Here is a 20,633-nt window from a genome sequence, read left to right on the forward strand (position 1 = left end):
TAGTGAGCATCTAACGCGGACAACTAATGAACAAGAAAAACACTTCTATTTCAGCAGACAACCTAGAGTATGTGGATGATAAATCAGCAGCATTGTTGCTTAATACCCCTAAAAGCGCGCGTGTTATTCTGTGGGTAATGATCTTATTCTTTGTCACGGCTTTCATTTGGGCTTACTTTGCCAAGTTAGATAAAGTGACCACCGGTAGCGGAAAAGTTATTCCGTCATCTCAACTTCAAGTCGTTCAAAACCTGGAAGGTGGTATTGTCAAAAAAGTGCTTGTTAAAGAAGGTGAACAAGTAAAGAAAGGTCAAACACTATTATTAATTGATGACACGCAATTTAAATCCGATTTTAAAGAAAAAACACAAAGCTTAGCTTCTATGCAAGCAGACTCCCAACGTTTAAATGCGTTACTTGCGAGCGTTACAGTGAGCAACAAAGCCGATAATACGCATTGGCGAAATAGTGTCACGATTGAACGTAAACCACCTGTTTTTGATGATACATTTAAAAAAGCACATTCAGCATTAGTTCGTCGGCAGCTCAATCAATTTACAGACAAATTAAATAACCTACAAAACCAGCTTTCTGTTGCTTCTGAGCAAGCATCGCAAAAAGAAAGAGAGTTGGCTGAAACACAATCTCGAGTCAGCAACTTACGTAACAGCTACAATATTGCTCTAAAAGAATACAATATTACGAAACCATTAGCTGAGGAAGGTGTTGTACCACGGATAGAATTACTGAAGTTACAACGGTCACTCAACGATACGAAACGTGATTTAAACTCTGCAAAAATGCAAATCCCTGTCACGCAAGCAGCGATTCAAGAAGCTGGCTTTAAGTACATTGATATTGCATTACAGTTCCGTTCAGATATTCAAGCACAACTAAATGAAACCAGTGACAAATTAGGGAGCTTAAGTGAAACCCAAATTGGTTTAGAAGATCGTGTTAAACGAACAACCGTGGTTTCACCAGTAACTGGCACAATTCAAAAAATATATGTCAATACTGTAGGTGGTGTTATTCAACCAGGCATGCCACTTGTGGAAATTGTTCCAACGGAAGATACCTTGCTAATAGAAGCTAAAATAGCACCGCAAGATATTGGCTTTCTACGACCAAATCTACCTGCAATTATTAAGTTTAGTGCCTATGATTTTACTAGCTATGGTGGTTTACATGGAACATTGGAAACAATCAGTGCAGATACAATCCAAGATAAAGAAGGCAATAGTTTCTATCAAGTCAGAATTCGTACTGATGCGAGTAGTTTAAAGGGACCTAATGGCGAAGCTTTACCGATTATACCCGGTATGACAGCCACCGTTGATATCATTACAGGAAAACGCTCTGTACTTGACTACCTTCTTAAACCAATACTCAAAGCGCGACATACCGCGTTAAGAGAATAATGAAGTGACTATGAAATATAAATTAAAAAAAATTACTCTTCTCATCGGTCTTCAATGTATGGCTGCGCCTGTAATGGCGCAATCATTGGAACAAGCTGTAGCTGAAACGCTCTCAAGTAATCCAGAGATTAAAAGTGCCTACAATGAGTTCCAAAGTAAGCATCAATTGATCAATGCTTCAAAAGGTGACTACCTACCAAGTGTCGATCTTGAAGCGGGTGTTGGCTATGACGATTACAAAGCGAAAAGCCCTTCTGGTGAATATAAACCTCGTAATGCGAAAATCAACATTCGACAGCTAATCTGGGATGGCTCGATTACGTACAACGATATTCAACGTAATAAGTCAGAAACAGAAGCAGAGCGTTATCAATTACTGTCTGATGCACAAGACAAAGCATTAAAAAGCACAGAAGCATATCTAAATGTGCTTCATGCTCAAGATGTACTCGCTTTGTCTGAATCAAACCTTAAAGTTCATCAAAAAATGTATTCAGACATTAAAAAACGTGCAGACTCAGGTATTGGATCAACAGCTGACTTAGCACAAGTCGAAGGCCGTTTAGCCAGTTCTAATACAAATCTACTGGCAGCACAAAGCAATTTGCAAGACAAGATCACCCAGTTTGTGCGTATCGTTGGCCAGTATCCTAAAGATCTTGTAAAGCCTGAAGTTGACGTGAACTACCTACCAAAATCATTAGATGATGCATTAGAAAAAGCGAAGAAAAATAACCCTGTGGTACACGTTGCCTCAAATGACATTGACGCTGCTGAATATCAGTACAAGCAAGCAAAAGGTACGTTCTACCCATCATTTAGTATAGAAGCATCACAAGAATGGGGAGATGACTTAAATGGCTCTGAAGGTAAAACTGATGAGCTAAAAGCCATGCTAAAAATGCGCTATAACCTGTATAACGGTGGCAGTGATGTAGCAAAATCTCGTCGTGCTGCATACCAAATTAACAAATCTAAAGACATTCGTGATCGTGCTCACCACATGTTAGAAGAAGGTACTCGCCTATCTTGGAGCGCACTAGATTTAGCGAAAAAACAAAAACTGTTCTTGCAAGAGCACGTTGATGCCTCTGCACGTACCGTTATCGCATATGAAAAACAGTTTAAGATTGGTCAGCGTACATTACTGGATGTACTCAACACCGAAAACGAATTATTTGAAGCACGTAAAGCTTATTTAGCAGCTGAATATGATGGTATTTTAGCAAAATACCGTGTTCTTAATGCAACCGGTCTAATCCTTGATGAGATGCGCGTTGAGATCCCAGAAACTTGGGCAAAGTCTGTTAAATAAAAGGATTAAAAATGAAATACGTAATCACGGTTTTACTGTCTTTTTCTTTACTTGGTTGTTCACTCTCTGTACCGCAGCCTCCTATTGCAAAGCAAACAAAAGATCTGTTTGACGCAGATAGTGATGGTGTGATCAATCAGCGTGACCGCTGTGCTGATACGCCTATAGATGCCGTCGTAGATAACGATGGCTGTCCTACATATGTTAAAAATTCAGAAGAGAATAATATTCACGTATTATTTGCTAATGACTCTGCAGAAATCCCTGAAAGCTATATGGAAAACATTAGCAATATGAGTGAATTTTTAGCCAAATACCCAAAAACACACATTGAACTAAAAGGGTATGCGAGTCCAGTTGGTAACGCGGCATACAATGTTGCGTTATCAAAGCGCCGTGCTGCAGCTATTCGACAAGCACTGATCACTGAAGGGGTTGCACCGTCTCGCATTAAAACTATTGGTTTTGGTGATAGCGATCCTGTGAAAGCGTCAGATGTTGAAGAAAGTAACACACTTAGCCGTCGCGTTGTCGCTCAAGTTGTTGGATCTCAAGGTAACGTTGTGAAAGAATGGAGTATCTATACTGTTCGTGAAAATTAATAAATAGAATCCACGTTGAATAAAATAATCTTCTGGGCTCTGTGTTTAGTCGTGGCAGTGAATGTATTCGCTGCCACGAACAAGCAACAGATCGCAAAAATAGAACACTTTTACGGAGAAAGAGCTGGGAAACGAGCGACTGCGTGGCGAGCACTCATCCAAAATTCACAACACTTAAGTGAACAGCAAAAACTGAAAGCTGTTAATAACTTTTTCAATCAATTTGTTTTTATCAGTGATGAGAAGTTATGGGGTAAAGAAGATTACTGGGCCACACCTTATGAATTTGTAGGTGCAGGTGCCGGTGATTGTGAAGATTTTAGTATCGCCAAATACCAAGCATTAAGAGAACTGGGTATTCCAGATAAAAAGCTGCGATTAATTTACGTAAAAGCTTTAGAACTGAATCAATTCCACATGGTTGTCGCTTACTACCCTACTCCCTCCTCTGTACCTCTAATTTTAGATAACTTAAAAGGTGAAATTTCACCTGCAACACAACGAAAAGATTTACTACCGATTTACAGCTTTAATGGTAGCAAGTTGTGGCTAATGAAAAATAGAGGGCAAAGTCAAGTCGCAGGAAAAGCGTCACGTCTTAGCCTATGGAACGACCTCCGTGATCGTTCCAATAAAATAATACTACACCGCCCTAAAAATACTTATTAACGAGTGAACATCAATGACACTTTATCGACAGCTTTTACTATGGATGCTGGTTGTATTTTTCGCATTTATCAGTGCGGTCTTTGCAATCCAATTCAGTACTACAAAAGACTATCTTGTTCACCAGCAATCAACAGAGTTAACTAATGCAATAAGCTCTGTTGGTTTTGCCCTGTCTCCTTACCTTGAAAATAAAGACATGGTTGCTGCAGAATCAGTGATAAGCGCAACGTTTGACTCAAGTTTTTACAGTGAAGTTAAACTGGAGCTCTTAGATTCCGACAAGAAAATCGTTCGTCAGTATCCTCAGAAGGTTGCTGGTGTACCTAGCTGGTTCCAAAGCCTCATTAATATTGAACCGATAACGCAATCAACAACACTTGCAAGTGGTTGGATGCAACTTGCAAACCTTACAGTAACAAGTAGCCCAGCTACAGCTTACCAACAATTGTGGAAAGCTACCGTGCAGCTCATGCTAGGTTTCGTTATATGTTCAGTTTTAGGTGCAATCGTTTTATCGCTTGTTCTCAATAAAGTATTACAACCGTTAAAACAGATCCAAAATAGTGCAAAAGAGATGGCATCACAGCATTTCACATCTTCTCTTCCAATGCCTCTCACCCGCGATCTAGCTGATGTGGTTACCGCTTTTAACTCAATGAACCAACAACTTCAAAGTCACTTTGAACAGCAAGCACAAGAGGCAGACAACCTTCGTATTCGTGCTTATCAAGACCCTGTATCAGGTTTGGCTAACCGTAGTTATCTCCTATCAAAAATTAACACCTGGCTATCTCATAAACCAAGTGGCGGTATGGCGTTATTGAAAGCAGATGATATTGAAGATAGCTATACTCAATCCGGCTATGAAGCTGGTGACCAATTAGTTCAAAAAGTTTCTTCTCGCTTAAAAGAACTGTCGAATGACGATGTAACCATTGCACGTCTAAACCAATCAGAGTTTGCTTTAATATCTCCTAACGCGACCAAAGAAGAACTTATCGAAACTGGTCGAAAAATGCTTAACATGACTTCAGAACTTAATTCAGATCCATTAGGCATAGCACCATTACATGCTGCTGTCGGCATTGTGATTTGTTCAGACAATGAAACAATCTCTACATTATTAGCCAGTGCTGATAATGCGTTAAACAAAGCACGACAAGAGCCTAAAGAACCACTCGCGCTGATTGAATCTCATGAGAAGAAAGAAACGGCATCATTAGGTAAGCAACAATGGAAAGCACTGGTTGATGAAGCTATCGCCAATAAGCTTATCCACTTCACATTCCAAAAAGCGATCAATGTTGGCAATAAAATACTGCATAAAGAAGCTTTCGCTTACATTCAAAAAGACAACCAGCGCTTTAATGCCGGTCAATTTTTATCTGCGATAGAACAACTCAATGAAGGTGCTAATTTTGACCGCTACATCGTTGATGCATTATTTAGCGATATAGAGAGAAATCCAACCTCTGTTCCTATTGCGATTAACATTACACAAAGCAGTATTAACGATACGGGTTTCATTCGTTGGTTAAACAGCAAGCTCCAAAGTTCACAGCAAATTAAAGATCGTGTTTTATTCGAATTACCTGAAATTTGCTTTATTAAGCAAATTGACAATGTATCTTTACTGTGTGAAATCATTCATCAAAATGGCTTCCGCTTTGGTATTGATAATTACGGGCATAACTTTAGCTCAGCTGGTTATTTAAATCGTCTCCGCCCAAACTACGTTAAATTAGATTTTGCTTATACCTCACAACTCGATGATCAGATAAAAACGGATGTACTTCAATCTATCACACGTACGGCCAATAACCTTTCTGTCACCACAATTGCAACACGCGTAGAAACGGCTGAGCAAAAAGATAAATTAGCTGCGATGGATATCCTCGGGTTCCAAGGTTTTGTTACTGATCAATTGAATCACGAGAATTAAAATGAAAGATCCTTTACTTCAGTCACTCGTATATGTCAGCCGTTTTTATGGTCAAGCAAATTCACCAGATGCTCTCGTGGCAGATTTACCATTAACTGATGGTTTACTTTCTCCTTTTCTTCTTCCTCGCGCAGCAGAAAAAGCAGGACTGCAAGCCAAAGAAACAAAAATGGAATTGAAGAGTATCTCTTCTCTTCTATTTCCTGTCATCGCTCTACTTAAAGGTGGAGACGCATGTGTCGTTTTAAGTATTGATAAAGAAAAAGGTGAAGCCGAAGTTGTCCTGCCACAAAATGAAGGTAGTGAACAATGGGTCAAATTGAATGAATTAAATGCGCAATACACGGGCCGGTTATTTTTAGTCAAAAAGCGCTTCCGCTACGATGAACGCTCGCCTGAAATTTTAAAAACGCGTGATGGCCACTGGTTTTGGAGTACCTTATGGGAATCTCGTAATATTTACCGTGATGTATTGATAGCCTCAATTCTTATCAATATATTTGCCATCGCCGCTCCCCTTTTCACTCGCTTAGTGTATGACAAAATTGTACCTAATTTAGCGTTTGATTCATTATGGGTGCTAGCCATTGGTATTACGGTTATTTTTGTCTTCGATTTGATATTAAAATTGCTGAGAAGCTATTTCATCGATCTTGCTGGTAAAAAATCAGATATATTAATATCAGCAAAAATATTTAGCCGTGTCATGGGTATACGTATGGAAGCAAAACCAGCTTCTGTTGGTGCGTTTGCTCGCCACTTACAAGAGTTTGAATCTATTCGAGAGTTCTTTACCTCGGCAACCGTATCTTCATTAATCGATTTACCTTTTGCTCTGCTATTCCTACTGATCATCTACATAATGGCAGGGCCTTTAGCATTAGTACCTTTGATTGCTGTACTCATATTAGTGGCGTATAGCTTCTTTATCCAACGCCCACTTCGAAAAAGTATTGAAGAAGGCTCACGTCTTTCTTCGCAAAAACATGCCAACCTCATCGAAAGCCTATCAGGTTTAGAAACAGTTAAAATGTTTGGCGCACAAAGCCAATTCCAATACCGTTGGGAAGAAGCTGTCGCGCATATGTCTAACTGGAGTTTAAAATCACGTCGTTTAACAGACTCTGTACAAAATACCGCAGGTTTCTTACAGCAGTTCGTTTCTGTCGCAATGATTGTGGTAGGCGTGTATTTAATTGCCAATGGCGACCTCACTATGGGTGGTTTGATAGCCTCAACCATGTTAAGTGGACGTGCGGTTGGTCCAATGGTACAACTTGCCCTGCTTTCTACCCGTTATAACCAAGCAAAATCAGCAATGACGGTAATTGAACAATTGATGGCTATGCCACTAGAGCAAGAAGACGGCAAACGTTACATTCATCGCCCTGTTATTCGCGGAAAAATTGAATTTGATAATGTATCCTTTGCTTACCCCAATGCAACACATGCCGCGCTAAAAAATATTAACCTCACCATTAATCCTGGTGAAAAAGTGGCAATTATTGGTCGTATTGGTTCTGGTAAAACAAGCTTAGAACGTTTGTTAATGGGGCTATATAGACCAACAGAAGGTTCTGTTTTAATTGATGATACTGATATTAATCAACTTCATCATATTGATATCCGTAGGAATATTGGCTGTGTTCCACAAGATATCACATTATTCTTTGGCTCGATTCGTGACAATATTACATTGGGGCGCCCGTTAGCCAGTGATAATGAAATATTATTAGCAGCAGAGCGTGCTGGCGTGACAGCCTTTACCCAACACGATGCCGCAGGTTTAGAAAAACAAATTGGTGAAGGTGGTCATGCTATTTCCGGTGGTCAACGACAAGCAATTGCGATTGCGCGTGCATTCTTATCTAACCCACCCGTTATGATTATGGATGAACCAACGAGCAGTATGGATAACCGCTCTGAAATGTATATAAAACGTCAACTGACTAATATGACCCCAGAAGAAACACTGATTTTAATCACTCATAAAACCAGTATGCTTGATATTGTTGATCGACTTATTGTTATGGAGCAAGGACGCATTGTCGCCGATGGTCCAAAAGATGCCGTGTTGAAGTCACTCCGTGAAGGTAATGTAAGCCAGCCAAAATCAGAGCAATAATAACCGTCATCTTGTTTAATTAAATCACACATCAACGCCGATATCTTAATATAATAAAAAAGATATCGGCGTTTTTATTTATTAACAATTACTTAGTTGAAATTTCCCATACCGCAATACTGCCAGAAATTTCATTACCAATAATCACTAACGGCTTTTGAGTTGGGCTATTTTTTGCTTCCACAAATGTCATGCCTTCAGGTGCCAAATCACCCGTGATCGCTTCGCCTTCTACAACACCACGATTAATGAAATAATCGACATAATGCGCTTTACGTGGTTCTGTAATATCATAAACAACTACCCCACCCATGCGCTCTAATCCAACAAAAGCATATGTCTTGTCACCCACTTTTCCGACGGTTAACGCTTCAGGTTCAGCACCTTTAGCGTCAGAACGCGCATCACCTGCATTTTCATCTTCATCATTATTAAATGCTTTACCGTGAATTTTAGCGGTGAGTTGTCCAATCTCATCACCCGAATCAAAAATCATCTTGCCTTGACTATCTAAAATAGAAAAAGAACGTCCGCCAAAGGTATATAGCTCTTCATACTTACCATCGCCATCTTTATCACCTAACTGAGGATTAACTTTAAGACGACCTATATCCGATTCATCATTTTTTAAATAATTAAAATTATCAGCAAGCGTTAATTTTTTTGCGCGAATATCATTAACAAAAGACACACAGCCCTTTTTCTTGTCAAAATCTACTCCGCCTTGTGCTTTACATGATTCCTTATCTTTCGCATCAAAGAAATATTCGCGACCATCACCTTCATTTGCAATCACAACAAAGTTCTTTCCATCTACACTATAACTTGCGAGAGTGTCAGGCTGGAACATGCCATAGAGTCCGGAATAAGTCTTCATATTAATGCCGCCATCTTTATCAGATGCATCCATTTTATATTTAGACCAATCTTTGAAACCTAGGCCTTTTAAAGTGAGTTTATTTGTCGCTAAATCAACAATAGCGATACCATTATTTTCCTGCAACGACACATAAGCAGTTTTACTGTCTATCGACACAGCTACATATTCAGGCTCTATGTCTTGGGCGACTGTTGTTATAATTTTCGAGCCCTTAATGGTTTGACCGCTAGGATTAGAAAAAACCATCCCTTGTTTTTCTAGTTCTGATTGTCTGCCATTAAAAGAAGTAAAGTCGAGTAATTCTGCTTTATCTGCCACTTTGCCATTATTAATACTAATAATACCAATAGAGCCTTCAGGATTGGTTAAGTAATCCCCTGATGGTTCACCCTCATTGGCGACGACAACTTTGGTTTCATCCGGTGTAAATGTCACCATATCTGGTAGATAACCCACTTCGACATTCTTAATAAATGCAGGTATGTCTTTACTTATGTCATAAAAAGCAATGACGCCTTTTTCACCTGTTTTATTAGCAGCCATAGCAACAGCAGCTAATCCTGATTTTTCAGCAATCGCAATACTATTCGCATTTCCTGCTGTATATTTATTTAAATCAATCGTATAGCTAGATTTTAAATTACTACCATTAACCACCCCTTCAGATGTTCGTTTGAGTTTTTTTAAGGGGGTATTAGCAATATCAACAATTTCTACCGTCGATGTCGAACCAGATCCATTAATTGCAAATATTCGTTTTTTGTTATTCTGGTACGCAACAATTTCAGCTGCACCTTCTGGCGATTCAGCATTAAGCAATGCACGTCCAATTAAATGTATATCAAATTGACTTTCAGCCTGAGCGTTAGAAAAAGGTATAGATAAAGACGAAATCAATAGCCCAGCAAATAATGGTTTTTTCACAGTTGATCCTTAACATTAATAAAAAACCACTACACTTTGGCAAACAAAAATGAAAATTTTACTACAATGGAAGGATGTTTTTATGACGAAGAGTAAAGGTGCAATATTCTCTAACATAATACTTATACTATTAAGTCATTAATTTAGTTATTAATTTTCTGACTAGCATGTAACTTAATAAAGGAATTATCATTAATACATTGCGCTATTTCATTGATTTAACTAAAATTCACTCATCGGATGAGTTAATTTATGCGACACAAAGCACGAAAAAGTTTGTGAAGATGTAATATCTCGCTAAAATACGTGCCCCCCTACAAGTGGGTTATATCAACGAAGGTTATGCTCTATGAAAGAAAAAGTAGTCGATTTTATCAAACGTAAGCGTGAAGACTTAGCGCATCACCAGTTTGAGTTTAAAGACTGGCTATCACCAACAATCCGAGATTACTGGGTTGAGTTCTTAAACAAAGCAAACAATAGCCAAATTGCTTCATGGGTTAAAGATCATAGCTTGGTTTCTGTCGCCAATGACAATGCTATAGAAGTTGAAAAGCCAGAACCTATTGAGATGCACCCTGAAGCTCAAAAGCTAATGAATACCTTAACTGCAACATTAGGTGAAGAAATTCATGTTGGGGAATGGTTAACAGTCGAGCAGTCACGTATTAACCATTTTGCTGATGTCACTGAAGATCATCAATGGATACATACTGATCCAGAGCGCGCACAAACAGAATCACCTTTTAAAACAACTATTGCTCATGGATTTTTAACACTGTCATTATTATCAGTATTAACAGATAGTGTCGATCCTAAAGATCAAAAATTTCCTACAGCCAAAATGACCGTGAATTATGGATTAAACCAAGTGCGCTTTCCATATCCTGTAAAATCAGGCGTAAATGTGCGTGCTCGTACTAAAATTCAATCCGTCACGCCAATTAAACGCGGCTTGGAAATTGTGCAAGAAATTACAGTTGAAATTGAAGGATGTCGTCGTCCTGGCTGTGTTGCTGAATCAGTTGTTCGCCTCTATTTCTAACAAATAAGAATAATAAGTCGCAAAGCCGAACATAATGTTCGGCTTTTTTATATAAAAATTAGCCTCGGAATAACGGTCATAATATGAACTCCATAAGCAACCTAACTTTCCATTAATGGCTCTTTATCGTAAATTTTTGCATGGTATGGTGAGAAGCTATCTCTACTATCGGTATATTAAAATGAAAAAGTGGTTTAAATTTCTTCCTCTTATTCTACTTGTGGGTTACTTCATCACTTATGATGTTGTTACACAGGTTGAAAGTACAACGCCCTCTGCACAAACCAGCCAGCAATAAATTTTCATCACGATTAGAGGCATGGTTTCAGCCATGCACTCATTTCAACTTTTTTAATTATTTGCTTTTCAGGTCAGTATTCTTTAACTACGCTTTATAGGGACAGGTTAGAAAATTAACATTTATGTTATCAACCTTACCTTTCAACAATAGCTATATGTTCTGACAACCTGCAATGTTATCCTAATTTTAAGCAATAAAACGCATTAAAATTCTCTATAGAGAAACATAAATATCATTCCCAAATCATATATTCTTCCAGTTTATAATATGTGATTTGGTTTTTTTTTAACTATTACTTTTGTTACATTTAGCGATTTAAGCCAAACCTCACCTCCTTGTACAATAGAAACAGAATCTTCCTCTGCTTTACCTCAATAACGTTACCCTGTAAATTCACTATATTGTCTAGTCATTGTCAGGTCTGTTAAATGTCCGTAACAACACGTGTTTTTATTTCTCAATCAACACAACCTTGGTTTAACCTTGCTGTTGAAGACGCTATTTTCCGAAATATGCCAGCCAATCAGCAGGTTCTCTTTTTATGGCGCAATGCGGATACAGTTGTGATTGGTCGAGCTCAAAATCCATGGAAAGAATGTAACACTAGGAAAATGGAGCAGGATGAGATCACCCTCGCTCGTCGTCAAAGTGGTGGCGGTGCAGTCTTTCATGATTTGGGTAATACTAATTTCACTTTTATGGCAGGAAAACCAAAATATGATAAAAACGTCTCAACAGAGATCGTTTTATCAGCCTTAAAACAACTTGGAATAAACGCAGCAGCAACAGGTCGAAACGATCTCGTTGTATCAACAAAAGACGGTGATCGAAAGTTTTCAGGTTCTGCATATAGAGAGACAATGGATCGTGGGTTTCATCATGGCACTCTTCTTCTAAGTGCAGATCTGACACGTTTAGCTAACTATCTAAATCCTGATAAAAAGAAACTAGAGGCTAAAGGGATCACATCCGTCAGATCTCGCGTTATCAACCTAAATGAACTTCTTCCAAATATAGACCATAAAAGTGTATGTAAAGCGATTACAGCCTCTTTTTTTGCCCACTACGGTGAATATGTAGATATTGAATATATCTCACCAGAAAACCTGCCAGACTTACCTGGATTTAAAGAAAAATACCAACAACAAGCAAGTTGGAACTGGAACTTTGGCAATACGCCCCAGTTTATGCATTCTCTTGATGAGCGCTTTTCTTGGGGAGGCGTTGAACTTCATTTAGATGTTAAAAAAGGTCATATCATTTCTGTAAAAATGTTCACAGATAGCTTAGATCCTACACCTATTGAGCTAGTTGAAAAAACACTCTTTGGTCTTGAATATAATGCAGCCACTATAAGTAACGCCATATCAGAATTAACAGTAGAGCAGGAGCAATATAAAAACGAGCTGTTCGATATTAATACATGGCTTAAACAGGTTATTATCTAGTCATTAATAGCGGCTTTATTCTTTCATTAAATTTAGATATTTGCCGCTTATTAATTATCTTCCCAATTAACCAAGTAGCCTTGATTATATATCCCCTACTATAAGAAGGTGTATAGCTGATATTGCTAATAATAGATATATTTAAAAATAAAGAGGTAATGTGCAGCAACAACATCGCCTCTTTAATTTTTTAAATTTATCGCCTCAAAATTAACTAGTTATTGTCATCACAGCTATCACAACAAGGATTTAATATTCGTTCTTTGCAGTTAAAAGGTTCAATGTGAATAATGATATCAACCACTTCATCTAACACTTCAAGTAAATGCATTTTAAAATTTTCTGCAATCGTATGCGCTTTATCTACACTCATTTCAGGATCGACAAGTAAATGAAAATCTAACAAAATTGTACTGCCAGTACGACGACTACGAATGGCATGTACTTCTTTGATATCCCTTTCCTCTGCCGCGTATGCTTGAATTTTATTTTCAATTTCAGCGTCAGCTTTCGCTTCTGTAATTTCAAGTACCGCAGGCCATAAAATTTCAGCCGCTGCTTTTAAAATCATAGCCGTAACAATTAGCGCGGCAATTTGATCTAAATAATGCAGTTCAGGTACAAAATAATTAGCAATAACAGCAATAGCGACAGGAAGAGAGCTAAGAGCATCAGAGCGGTGGTGCCATGCATTGGCATATAATGCCCGACTATTAATTTCTTTTGCTTTCACTGCAGTCCAGCGATACAGCACTTCTTTGACGACAATTGAGGTAACTGCAGCTGCAAACGCCAGCATACCAGGATGACTATGTGATTGTTCACTAATAGACGTCAGTGATTCCCAGCCAATACCAATACCAACAAGAGCGAGTAATATACCAATAAATATATTGGTTAACGTTTCAAAACGCCCATGACCATAAGGGTGTTCTTTATCGGCAGGCGCCGTCCAATAACGCGATCCAATAAGTATTGCAGTATCTGTGACTAGATCAGAAAAACTATGTACACCATCAGCAATAAGTGCCTGACTTCCCGTCATTTTACCAATAGTAATTTTGATAAATGCGAGGCTAATATTGGCGATCGATCCTATCCATGTAACTTTTTGTATAACTTTTACTGCTGTTTTAGGCATAATTAACCAATTAAGTAACTATTATAAACCAACACATAATAGCGAATTTTGTTCATGAATGAGACAAATTTTCTTTAATCATACTAAGTTAAACACTCAATTGTTCACTTACTTTGATTTAGATAATGACAATTAATCAGCGTAAAAATAAATTAAATATTAGTTATCAATTGATTCTCTTAAAGTATTGTTTTCACTATGCCTAATTAACAAAATTATACATGTAACACACCGAATAATTCGCCCACAAACATTCCATAAACATATATGTTGACAAAAAACAACCTATTTACCATGCCTTTTTGAAATATTAATGAAACTATTCTTTGTTATATTTTATAAATCATATGATAAAAAATGTTGATAAAAGTAATAATTACCTTAAATATCATTTCAGATCACACTATCTATAAAAAATTTCAGGACTATATTTCATAATTTAGTTTTTTGTACATAATGAACATGTGAGTCAATATTTTATATTGATCAACATAAAGGACGTTTTATGAGAAATCTGGCAGATTTTATATATCAAATGGAAAGTGAATTGCAAAATTTCACTACTTGGGTACACGATTCAAGAGGACACTATAAAAAACTGCATATTTCTGATATTGATTGCAAAAATATAAGCTTAAGTGATTTTTTAGAAAATCAACTTAATGTTATTGTTGAAATTATCACAGACGATGGCACCAATTGCGCCTATTTACTGTTACCTGAAATCAACGTTGCAACCACTATCAACTTCGATAACGGAGATGTTATCTCTATTATCGATGCAAAAGCAGCATAAACACAGAAACAAATTAAACACGAACGATTAAGAAATACTACGGCTAGGCTTTCTTATTATTCACTCTAAAAAACAGATCATTTGATCTGTTTTTTTTTACCTGAACATTTTGCATCTTATTGTAAGAAGATTATTACATCTATATTCTTTTACCAAATTATTTATTGCGTTATTTGAGATTGGTCTCATCTTATCCATTAATTAGAATTTTCAGCATTTACAACTTTAAATAGATAAATTCTTAGCATTAATATCATCAATAACTTTCATTTCTCCCGTAGCACACGCTTGCATCCCATCATCCCATCCCATATTAAAGCGAGAGTCTGAACCATCTAATGTCGAGTCTTTCTTAGAACCAGCATTCGAATGACCTCTCTGAGCCAATACAGACTTGCAACCTTGGTTATAACCATAATAATAAATGCTATCGTGTTGAACATTACTGACATACTGTTCAGGTAAGAAACGTACTCCGTTATTAGCAGTATGAGTACAACCGAGCATCATAAGTGCGACAAATACTACAGTGATATTATTTTTCATTGAACGTCTCCTGTTAGATAATACTTCAGCAAATCAAGTTTGGCTCACTATCCAATAAATTGTTAATCGATTGTTGGTATTTTCACATGTCACATCACATTTAACGCAAAAAAAAGCTGCCCTTAAGACTCGCTTAAGGACAGCTTTACAACTCTACATTTTCCGATTAAGGCTCTTCAGCTATTGGTTTCGGTTGGTAATGTTCAGGTTTTAAGCCTAAATACTCTGGTAATAATGTACCGACAGAGATTGAAGACCAAGTACCCGTTAAGATACCGATAAACATCGCAATAGAAAATCCTTGTAGTGACGAACCGCCTAATAACCATAGTGAGCTTATAGTCATCAATGTTGTACCAGATGTCACCATAGTACGAGAGAACGTTGCAACAATCGCTTCATTGTTTGTCGTTTCAATATCTTGCTTAGGTTTCGCAATCAATAATTCACGAATGCGGTCAGCAATAACAATTGAGTCATTTAGCGAGTAACCTAGGATAGCTAGGATCGCAGCAAGTACTGTTAAATTAAATTCCATTTGCGTCATAGCAAAGAAACCAACAGCAAGAATAACGTCGTGTAATAACGCTAGTAATGCACCTGCAGCAAGACGCCATTCAAAACGGTAACTTAGATAACCTAAAATACATAGCATTGTTACTAATAGCGCTAAACCACCTTGCTCGGCCAACTCAGCACCAACTTGGGGACCAACAATACTGGTATTTAACACCTGTATATTGGCATGGAGCGGCGCAAGAACTTTTGTAATTTCTGGATAGTCAACACCTTTAGCTGGCGCTGCATAACGTAAAATCCAACGGCCCGGTTCATCTGCAGCAATAACAACAACATCTTGATTAAAGCCTGCATCCATTAATGGCTCAATTTCACTGTTTGTGATTTGGCTGTCCATTTGAATTTCACTAACAACACCGCCAGTAAAATCTAAACCCCAGTTAAGACCTCTTACACAAATAAAAGTAATAGAGATAACCATTAAGGCGATAGAGACAATACCTGTCATGTAACGCAATTTGGTTAAGTTTTTAATAATCCAATTTTTCATTGCGTTAAACCCTTACATTTCGACGCGAATCACGACCCCAAACCAAGTTAATAATGGCTCGAGAAGCGAAAATACCAGTAAACATACTTGTTAATAGACCAAGACCTAACGTCAATGCGAAGCCTTGAATTGGACCATTACCAATAGAGTAAAGCACAACAGCTGTGATCATTGTTGTGAAGTTAGCATCGAAAATAGTACCAAATGCACTGCTAAAACCACGGTCAATGGCTTGAGCCATGCTTCGACCATCACGGATCATATCGCGAATACGTTCAAATATAAGTACGTTGGTATCTACCGCCATACCGACGGTTAACACTAAACCAGCGATACCAGGTAAAGTTAATACCGCACCTGGAATCAACGCCAATAGACCAAATAGCATGATCATATTTGTAATAAGTGCAATGTTAGCAACCCAACCAAGACGACGGTACCACACAGCCATAAATAGCAGTGTTACACCCATACCTAGAGCAAGTGCAGCGAAACCATTTTTGATGTTTTCAGCACCCAATGTTGGACCAATAGTACGCTCTTCAACAATTGTTACAGGCGCAGTAAGCGAACCTGCACGTAGAAGTAAAGCAAGTTGCTGTGCATCTTCTAGCGAACCTGCCCCCGTAATACGGAAGCGACTACCTAATTGTGTTTGAATCGTTGCAACACTGATGATCTTATTAGTTTGTACCGTCTGACCTTGGGCATTACGGCTATATTCACTGTAAGACGTCGCCATTGGTTTACCCACATTCATACGTGAGAAATCAGACATGATCTTACCGCCAGCACTGTCCAGCGTAATATTTACTTCAGGCGTACCGTTTTCACCGAAACTTGCACGCGCATCAACAATGTGATCACCTGTAAGTACAGGCTTACGGCTAACACGAATAGGATTACCATTCTTATCAGGTAGAATCATTGTGCTACCTGTGCCTTCTTCTTTCACAGCATAGAAAGCAAGACTTGCTGTTGCACCAATAACATTTTTCGCTGCCGCTGGATCTTGAACACCAGGAAGTTCAATACGAATACGGTTTTCACCTTGACGCTGAACAGATGCTTCCGTGATACCAAGCTCTTCAATACGACTACGCATTGTTTGTAAGTTCTGCTGAACGGTTAGGTTACGCAAATCTGTTTTCTCTTTCTCACTAATTGTAAGAAGAAGATTATCAGCAGAACCATTGGTAGCTTGCCATTGTGGGTACTGTTCCCGAATAAACTGGCGAACCTTATTATTTGCCGCCTCACTAGGCAAACGAACAATAACTTCATCCATACCTTTTAATTCAGCACGACCGCCACGAATATCTTCCTTACGGAAATTAACGCGTAAGTCATCCATTAATTGCTGAGCATGGTTTTTGTAAACTTGCTTAACATCAACATCTAAAAGAAATTGAACACCACCGCGAAGGTCAAGACCTAGCTTAATTGGTTCAAAGCCCATGTCTTGTAGCCACATTGGAGCTGCTGGTTCTAATGCTAGCGTTAAACGTTTTTCACTTTTCAACAGTGTATCTAACGCCGCTTTAGTATCCGTTTGCTGTTTAGTGTTATCTAATACAACAATTGTTTTATCAGGCTTTTGTTCAATTTTTAGCGGTACAATATCATGTTCTTTTAACACCTTTTGAATTTCAAAAGGTGTCGGCATTGGACCGCCTTTATTGCTGATTTGTACAGCTTCATTGTCGCCATACCACGTTGGAATAGCACTTAATAACATTATTAAAACTGTCACAATTAACACAACATATTTCCATGCTGCGTAATGATTCAGAATCTGTTTAGTATTCTTTTTTCTCATTATATTTAGCCATGTACCTTGCAACAGACAGCCTGTCGCAGTCGATAGAACACCTATAATTATACCTTTATCACAAGAGTTTGTTAAAGATACTCATAAATATGACCACTTTTAAAGGATCAATATAATTACAGATACGATAAATAGAACTTAATAATCAGACAATTATTAATATATTTTGAAAGGCTATTACTATTAGCTGAATCGTAATTTTCAACTAATAAATAATATTTTAGACAACTTGTAGTTGTTCGCCATATTGAGAGTAGATCAGATTTGTATCTTTCCAACCTGAAATACGTGATGAAGATGATTTAATTTTGAGTATCCACTCAACCGTTGGTGACAGAGGCTCTTGATAACCGAGGGTAAGTGGTACAGCAACAAGGATAGGAAGCTCAAATGCTAATCGATATTCAGGCGAGACTTCTTCAGGGTTAAGATGAAGCGCATTTAATAAACGGCTCGATGTCCCTAAAGCAATATTGTAATCGCTAAATTCAATACGATGTTGCTTATTCTTATCACTGCTTTTATTTGGCTTAGAAATTGGGAAATTCCAGACAAATTTTGAATTATTAACAGAAACAGGTAAACCAATACTGTTATTGCTTTGTATTAATTGGTGTTCATTACCAGAAGAATGTTTAACTATTTGATTTTCATTACAATTAAGTGGTGCAACATCCGCATTATGATTGACAGAGTGCGATTGCACAACCATTTCATTGCATTGATTAACAGTATTATGCACGACATACTGTTGAACATTTTCGTTGATATGTGTAGATGCCGAAGCTAATGACGCAGCCCCTAAGCAAATACTTAATATCAAAAAACGAACAAAGGTCAGAAACATAATACCAAAAATAGTGAACAAAAATAAGGTCATTGCAATGATAAGCGTCGATACTCATGGTGACAAGGAAATTATTCACAAAATCTTGTTATATTTTAATTTCTAGCGCTAAAATCAAATAGTTTCCTTCTTTGTTACTGATACTAATAAGCATTAAATAACAATAAGATATGGATATTTATTGAAAAGCACGTATTAAAAAACCGCAAAGCAAACTCTACGGCTATAAATTTTTATGCTGTTAATAACGCTTATAATCCGATAAAAATACCAGCAAGCGCCGCACTCATTAAGTTAGCTAATGTTGCCGCTAAAACGGCTTTAATACCTAATTTTGCAACATCACCACGACGCTCAGGTGCCATAACACCAATTGAACCAATTTGAATAGCAATAGAACCAATATTCGCAAAACCACATAATGCGAAAGTGATGATCACTTGGGTATGTTCAGATAACGTTTGTTTAACCGCTGCGAAGTCCATAAAGGCAACAAATTCATTTAGAATTAGCTTCTCACCAATAAAAGTACCTGCTTTCATCATTTCTGTCGCCGGTACACCGATAACAAAAGCAAGTGGCGAGAAAATATATCCCAAAATAGCTTGCATAGTTAGTGGCGTTGTAGCGAACCAATGCGATACCGAATCAAGACCAATCGTTGCCGTAATGCTAGCTAACCAATGCCCTACCCCTTCAAGGCCAGCATTCGCCATTGCGATCACACTAACAAAAGCAATAAGCATAGTACCAATCGCAACAGCTACTTTCATACCGTTCATTGCACCAGCAGCTAATGCATCAATAGCATTACTGTGCTCACTTTTTGCCATTTCGACCTCAGTTTGTTCCATTGGCTTTTCTTGTTCTGGTACAAGAATTTTAGCCATTAGTAAACCACCGGGTGCAGCCATAAAACTTGCTGCAATCAGATACTTAAGTTCAACACCTAATCCTGCATAGCCACCTAATACAGAACCCGCAACTGACGCCATACCACATGTCATTACCACGAAAAGTTCAGAGCGTGTCATTTTTGCAAGGAATGGACGAATAAGAAGAGGAGACTCACCTTGAGAAAGGAAGATATTACCTGTCGCAACCAAAGACTCTGCGCGACTGGTGCCTAATAGTTTTTGGATACCACCACCTAAAACTTTAATTACCCATTGCATAATACCGAAGTAATAAAGGAGAGAAATTAAAGCACTGATGAATATAACAAGAGGAAGAACACGAATAGCAAAAACAAAACCGCTTTTTTGGATATTAGCTAAATCACCGAAGACGAAATTGATACCAACATCAGCGAAACTAAGAAGACCAGCTACACCGTCACTCATTGCACCTAGCATCTTCTGACCAATGGGCACATATAGTACAAGAGCGGCAAAGCTCGCTTGTAAGAATAAAGCACCGCCAACGGTTCTCCAATTGATCGCCTTTCTATTATCAGAAAGCGCCACTGCGCATAGAACCAGTACTACGATACCGGCTAATGTAATTAACAACTGCATTATTTCGTCCTGCTGTTTTTTAAATGGGTGTCGAATAATGAAGGTATTGCTGTTTGCTGCCATTGAGTAACAATTACTTTTGGGGAAAAAGTAAAAAAGGTAGGATTAACGTAATACAACGCTAAAAATATGAATGTGTTCGCCCAATAATACAACATACGAGTCACCTAAATTAACAAGCTACAAATAACGCCGGTCCAACTCCGTGGGTCGT

16 protein-coding genes are annotated in these 20,633 nt (G+C 37.9%); 9 read left to right on the forward strand and 7 right to left on the reverse strand.

What is annotated here, in order from left to right; genetic code table 11:
• The first annotated feature begins 26 nt into the window (after nucleotides 1-26).
• From C9J45_RS14475 to C9J45_RS14500, 6 genes are read left to right on the forward strand one after another with little or no spacing between them, the layout of a single operon-like run.
• Complete coding sequence (locus C9J45_RS14475) at nucleotides 27-1,421, forward strand: HlyD family type I secretion periplasmic adaptor subunit (protein WP_107206652.1); 1,395 nt, start codon at nucleotides 27-29, stop codon at nucleotides 1,419-1,421.
• Between the two features lie 10 nt (nucleotides 1,422-1,431).
• The gene (locus C9J45_RS14480) at nucleotides 1,432-2,736 is read left to right on the forward strand and encodes a TolC family outer membrane protein (protein WP_369917486.1); all 1,305 of its coding nucleotides are present in this window, start codon (nucleotides 1,432-1,434) and stop codon (nucleotides 2,734-2,736) included.
• An 11-nt stretch (nucleotides 2,737-2,747) separates the two neighbouring features.
• Complete coding sequence (locus C9J45_RS14485) at nucleotides 2,748-3,338, forward strand: OmpA family protein (RefSeq protein ID WP_107287546.1); 591 nt, start codon at nucleotides 2,748-2,750, stop codon at nucleotides 3,336-3,338.
• Between the two features lie 15 nt (nucleotides 3,339-3,353).
• Nucleotides 3,354-4,007 carry a transglutaminase-like cysteine peptidase gene (locus tag C9J45_RS14490; protein WP_107287545.1) on the forward strand — a complete coding sequence of 218 codons (654 nt, stop codon included), beginning with the start codon at nucleotides 3,354-3,356 and terminating at the stop codon, nucleotides 4,005-4,007.
• A gap of 13 nt (nucleotides 4,008-4,020) precedes the next feature.
• Nucleotides 4,021-5,949 carry an EAL domain-containing protein gene (locus C9J45_RS14495; protein ID WP_107206656.1) on the forward strand — a complete coding sequence of 643 codons (1,929 nt, stop codon included), beginning with the start codon at nucleotides 4,021-4,023 and terminating at the stop codon, nucleotides 5,947-5,949.
• A 1-nt stretch (nucleotide 5,950) separates the two neighbouring features.
• Nucleotides 5,951-8,074: a type I secretion system permease/ATPase gene (locus tag C9J45_RS14500; RefSeq protein WP_107287544.1), complete on the forward strand. Its 2,124-nt coding sequence runs from the start codon at nucleotides 5,951-5,953 to the stop codon at nucleotides 8,072-8,074.
• An 88-nt stretch (nucleotides 8,075-8,162) separates the two neighbouring features.
• Here the strand turns inward: C9J45_RS14500 and C9J45_RS14505 are convergent, their stop codons facing one another.
• Nucleotides 8,163-9,878: a choice-of-anchor I family protein gene (locus C9J45_RS14505; protein WP_107292694.1), complete on the reverse strand. Its 1,716-nt coding sequence runs from the start codon at nucleotides 9,876-9,878 to the stop codon at nucleotides 8,163-8,165.
• Between the two features lie 349 nt (nucleotides 9,879-10,227).
• Between C9J45_RS14505 and C9J45_RS14510 the strand changes: the two genes are divergently transcribed.
• Complete coding sequence (locus tag C9J45_RS14510) at nucleotides 10,228-10,923, forward strand: MaoC family dehydratase (protein ID WP_107206659.1); 696 nt, start codon at nucleotides 10,228-10,230, stop codon at nucleotides 10,921-10,923.
• Between the two features lie 729 nt (nucleotides 10,924-11,652).
• Nucleotides 11,653-12,672, forward strand: coding sequence for a lipoate--protein ligase (locus C9J45_RS14515; protein ID WP_107292695.1), 1,020 nt, complete (start codon nucleotides 11,653-11,655; stop codon nucleotides 12,670-12,672).
• A gap of 214 nt (nucleotides 12,673-12,886) precedes the next feature.
• Here the strand turns inward: C9J45_RS14515 and C9J45_RS14520 are convergent, their stop codons facing one another.
• A complete protein-coding gene (locus tag C9J45_RS14520; RefSeq protein ID WP_107292696.1) occupies nucleotides 12,887-13,813 on the reverse strand; it encodes a cation diffusion facilitator family transporter in 927 nt (308 codons plus the stop codon).
• 505 nt (nucleotides 13,814-14,318) lie between these two features.
• Between C9J45_RS14520 and C9J45_RS14525 the strand changes: the two genes are divergently transcribed.
• A complete protein-coding gene (locus C9J45_RS14525) occupies nucleotides 14,319-14,609 on the forward strand; it encodes a hypothetical protein (RefSeq protein WP_107206662.1) in 291 nt (96 codons plus the stop codon).
• Nucleotides 14,610-14,834: 225 nt separating this feature from the next.
• Here C9J45_RS14525 and C9J45_RS14530 read toward each other — a convergent pair whose 3' ends face one another.
• The 5 genes from C9J45_RS14530 to C9J45_RS14550 all read right to left on the reverse strand — a co-directional run bounded on the left by C9J45_RS14530 (nucleotide 14,835) and on the right by C9J45_RS14550 (nucleotide 20,419).
• Nucleotides 14,835-15,155 (reverse strand): hypothetical protein, encoded by a 321-nt coding sequence (locus C9J45_RS14530; protein ID WP_107292697.1) that lies wholly within the window; start codon nucleotides 15,153-15,155, stop codon nucleotides 14,835-14,837.
• A gap of 166 nt (nucleotides 15,156-15,321) precedes the next feature.
• Nucleotides 15,322-16,224 (reverse strand): protein translocase subunit SecF, encoded by a 903-nt coding sequence (gene secF / locus C9J45_RS14535; RefSeq protein ID WP_107206664.1) that lies wholly within the window; start codon nucleotides 16,222-16,224, stop codon nucleotides 15,322-15,324.
• 4 nt (nucleotides 16,225-16,228) lie between these two features.
• Nucleotides 16,229-18,043, reverse strand: a complete 1,815-nt coding sequence (secD, locus tag C9J45_RS14540; RefSeq protein ID WP_107206665.1) for a protein translocase subunit SecD — start codon at nucleotides 18,041-18,043, stop codon at nucleotides 16,229-16,231.
• A gap of 232 nt (nucleotides 18,044-18,275) precedes the next feature.
• Complete coding sequence (locus C9J45_RS14545; protein ID WP_233217773.1) at nucleotides 18,276-18,923, reverse strand: hypothetical protein; 648 nt, start codon at nucleotides 18,921-18,923, stop codon at nucleotides 18,276-18,278.
• Between the two features lie 230 nt (nucleotides 18,924-19,153).
• The gene (locus tag C9J45_RS14550; protein ID WP_107292698.1) at nucleotides 19,154-20,419 is read right to left on the reverse strand and encodes a NupC/NupG family nucleoside CNT transporter; all 1,266 of its coding nucleotides are present in this window, start codon (nucleotides 20,417-20,419) and stop codon (nucleotides 19,154-19,156) included.
• Between the last annotated feature and the right edge of the window lie 214 nt (nucleotides 20,420-20,633).

The sequence above is a fragment of the Photobacterium sp. GB-1 genome, from assembly GCF_003026165.1.
GTDB lineage: Bacteria > Pseudomonadota > Gammaproteobacteria > Enterobacterales > Vibrionaceae > Photobacterium.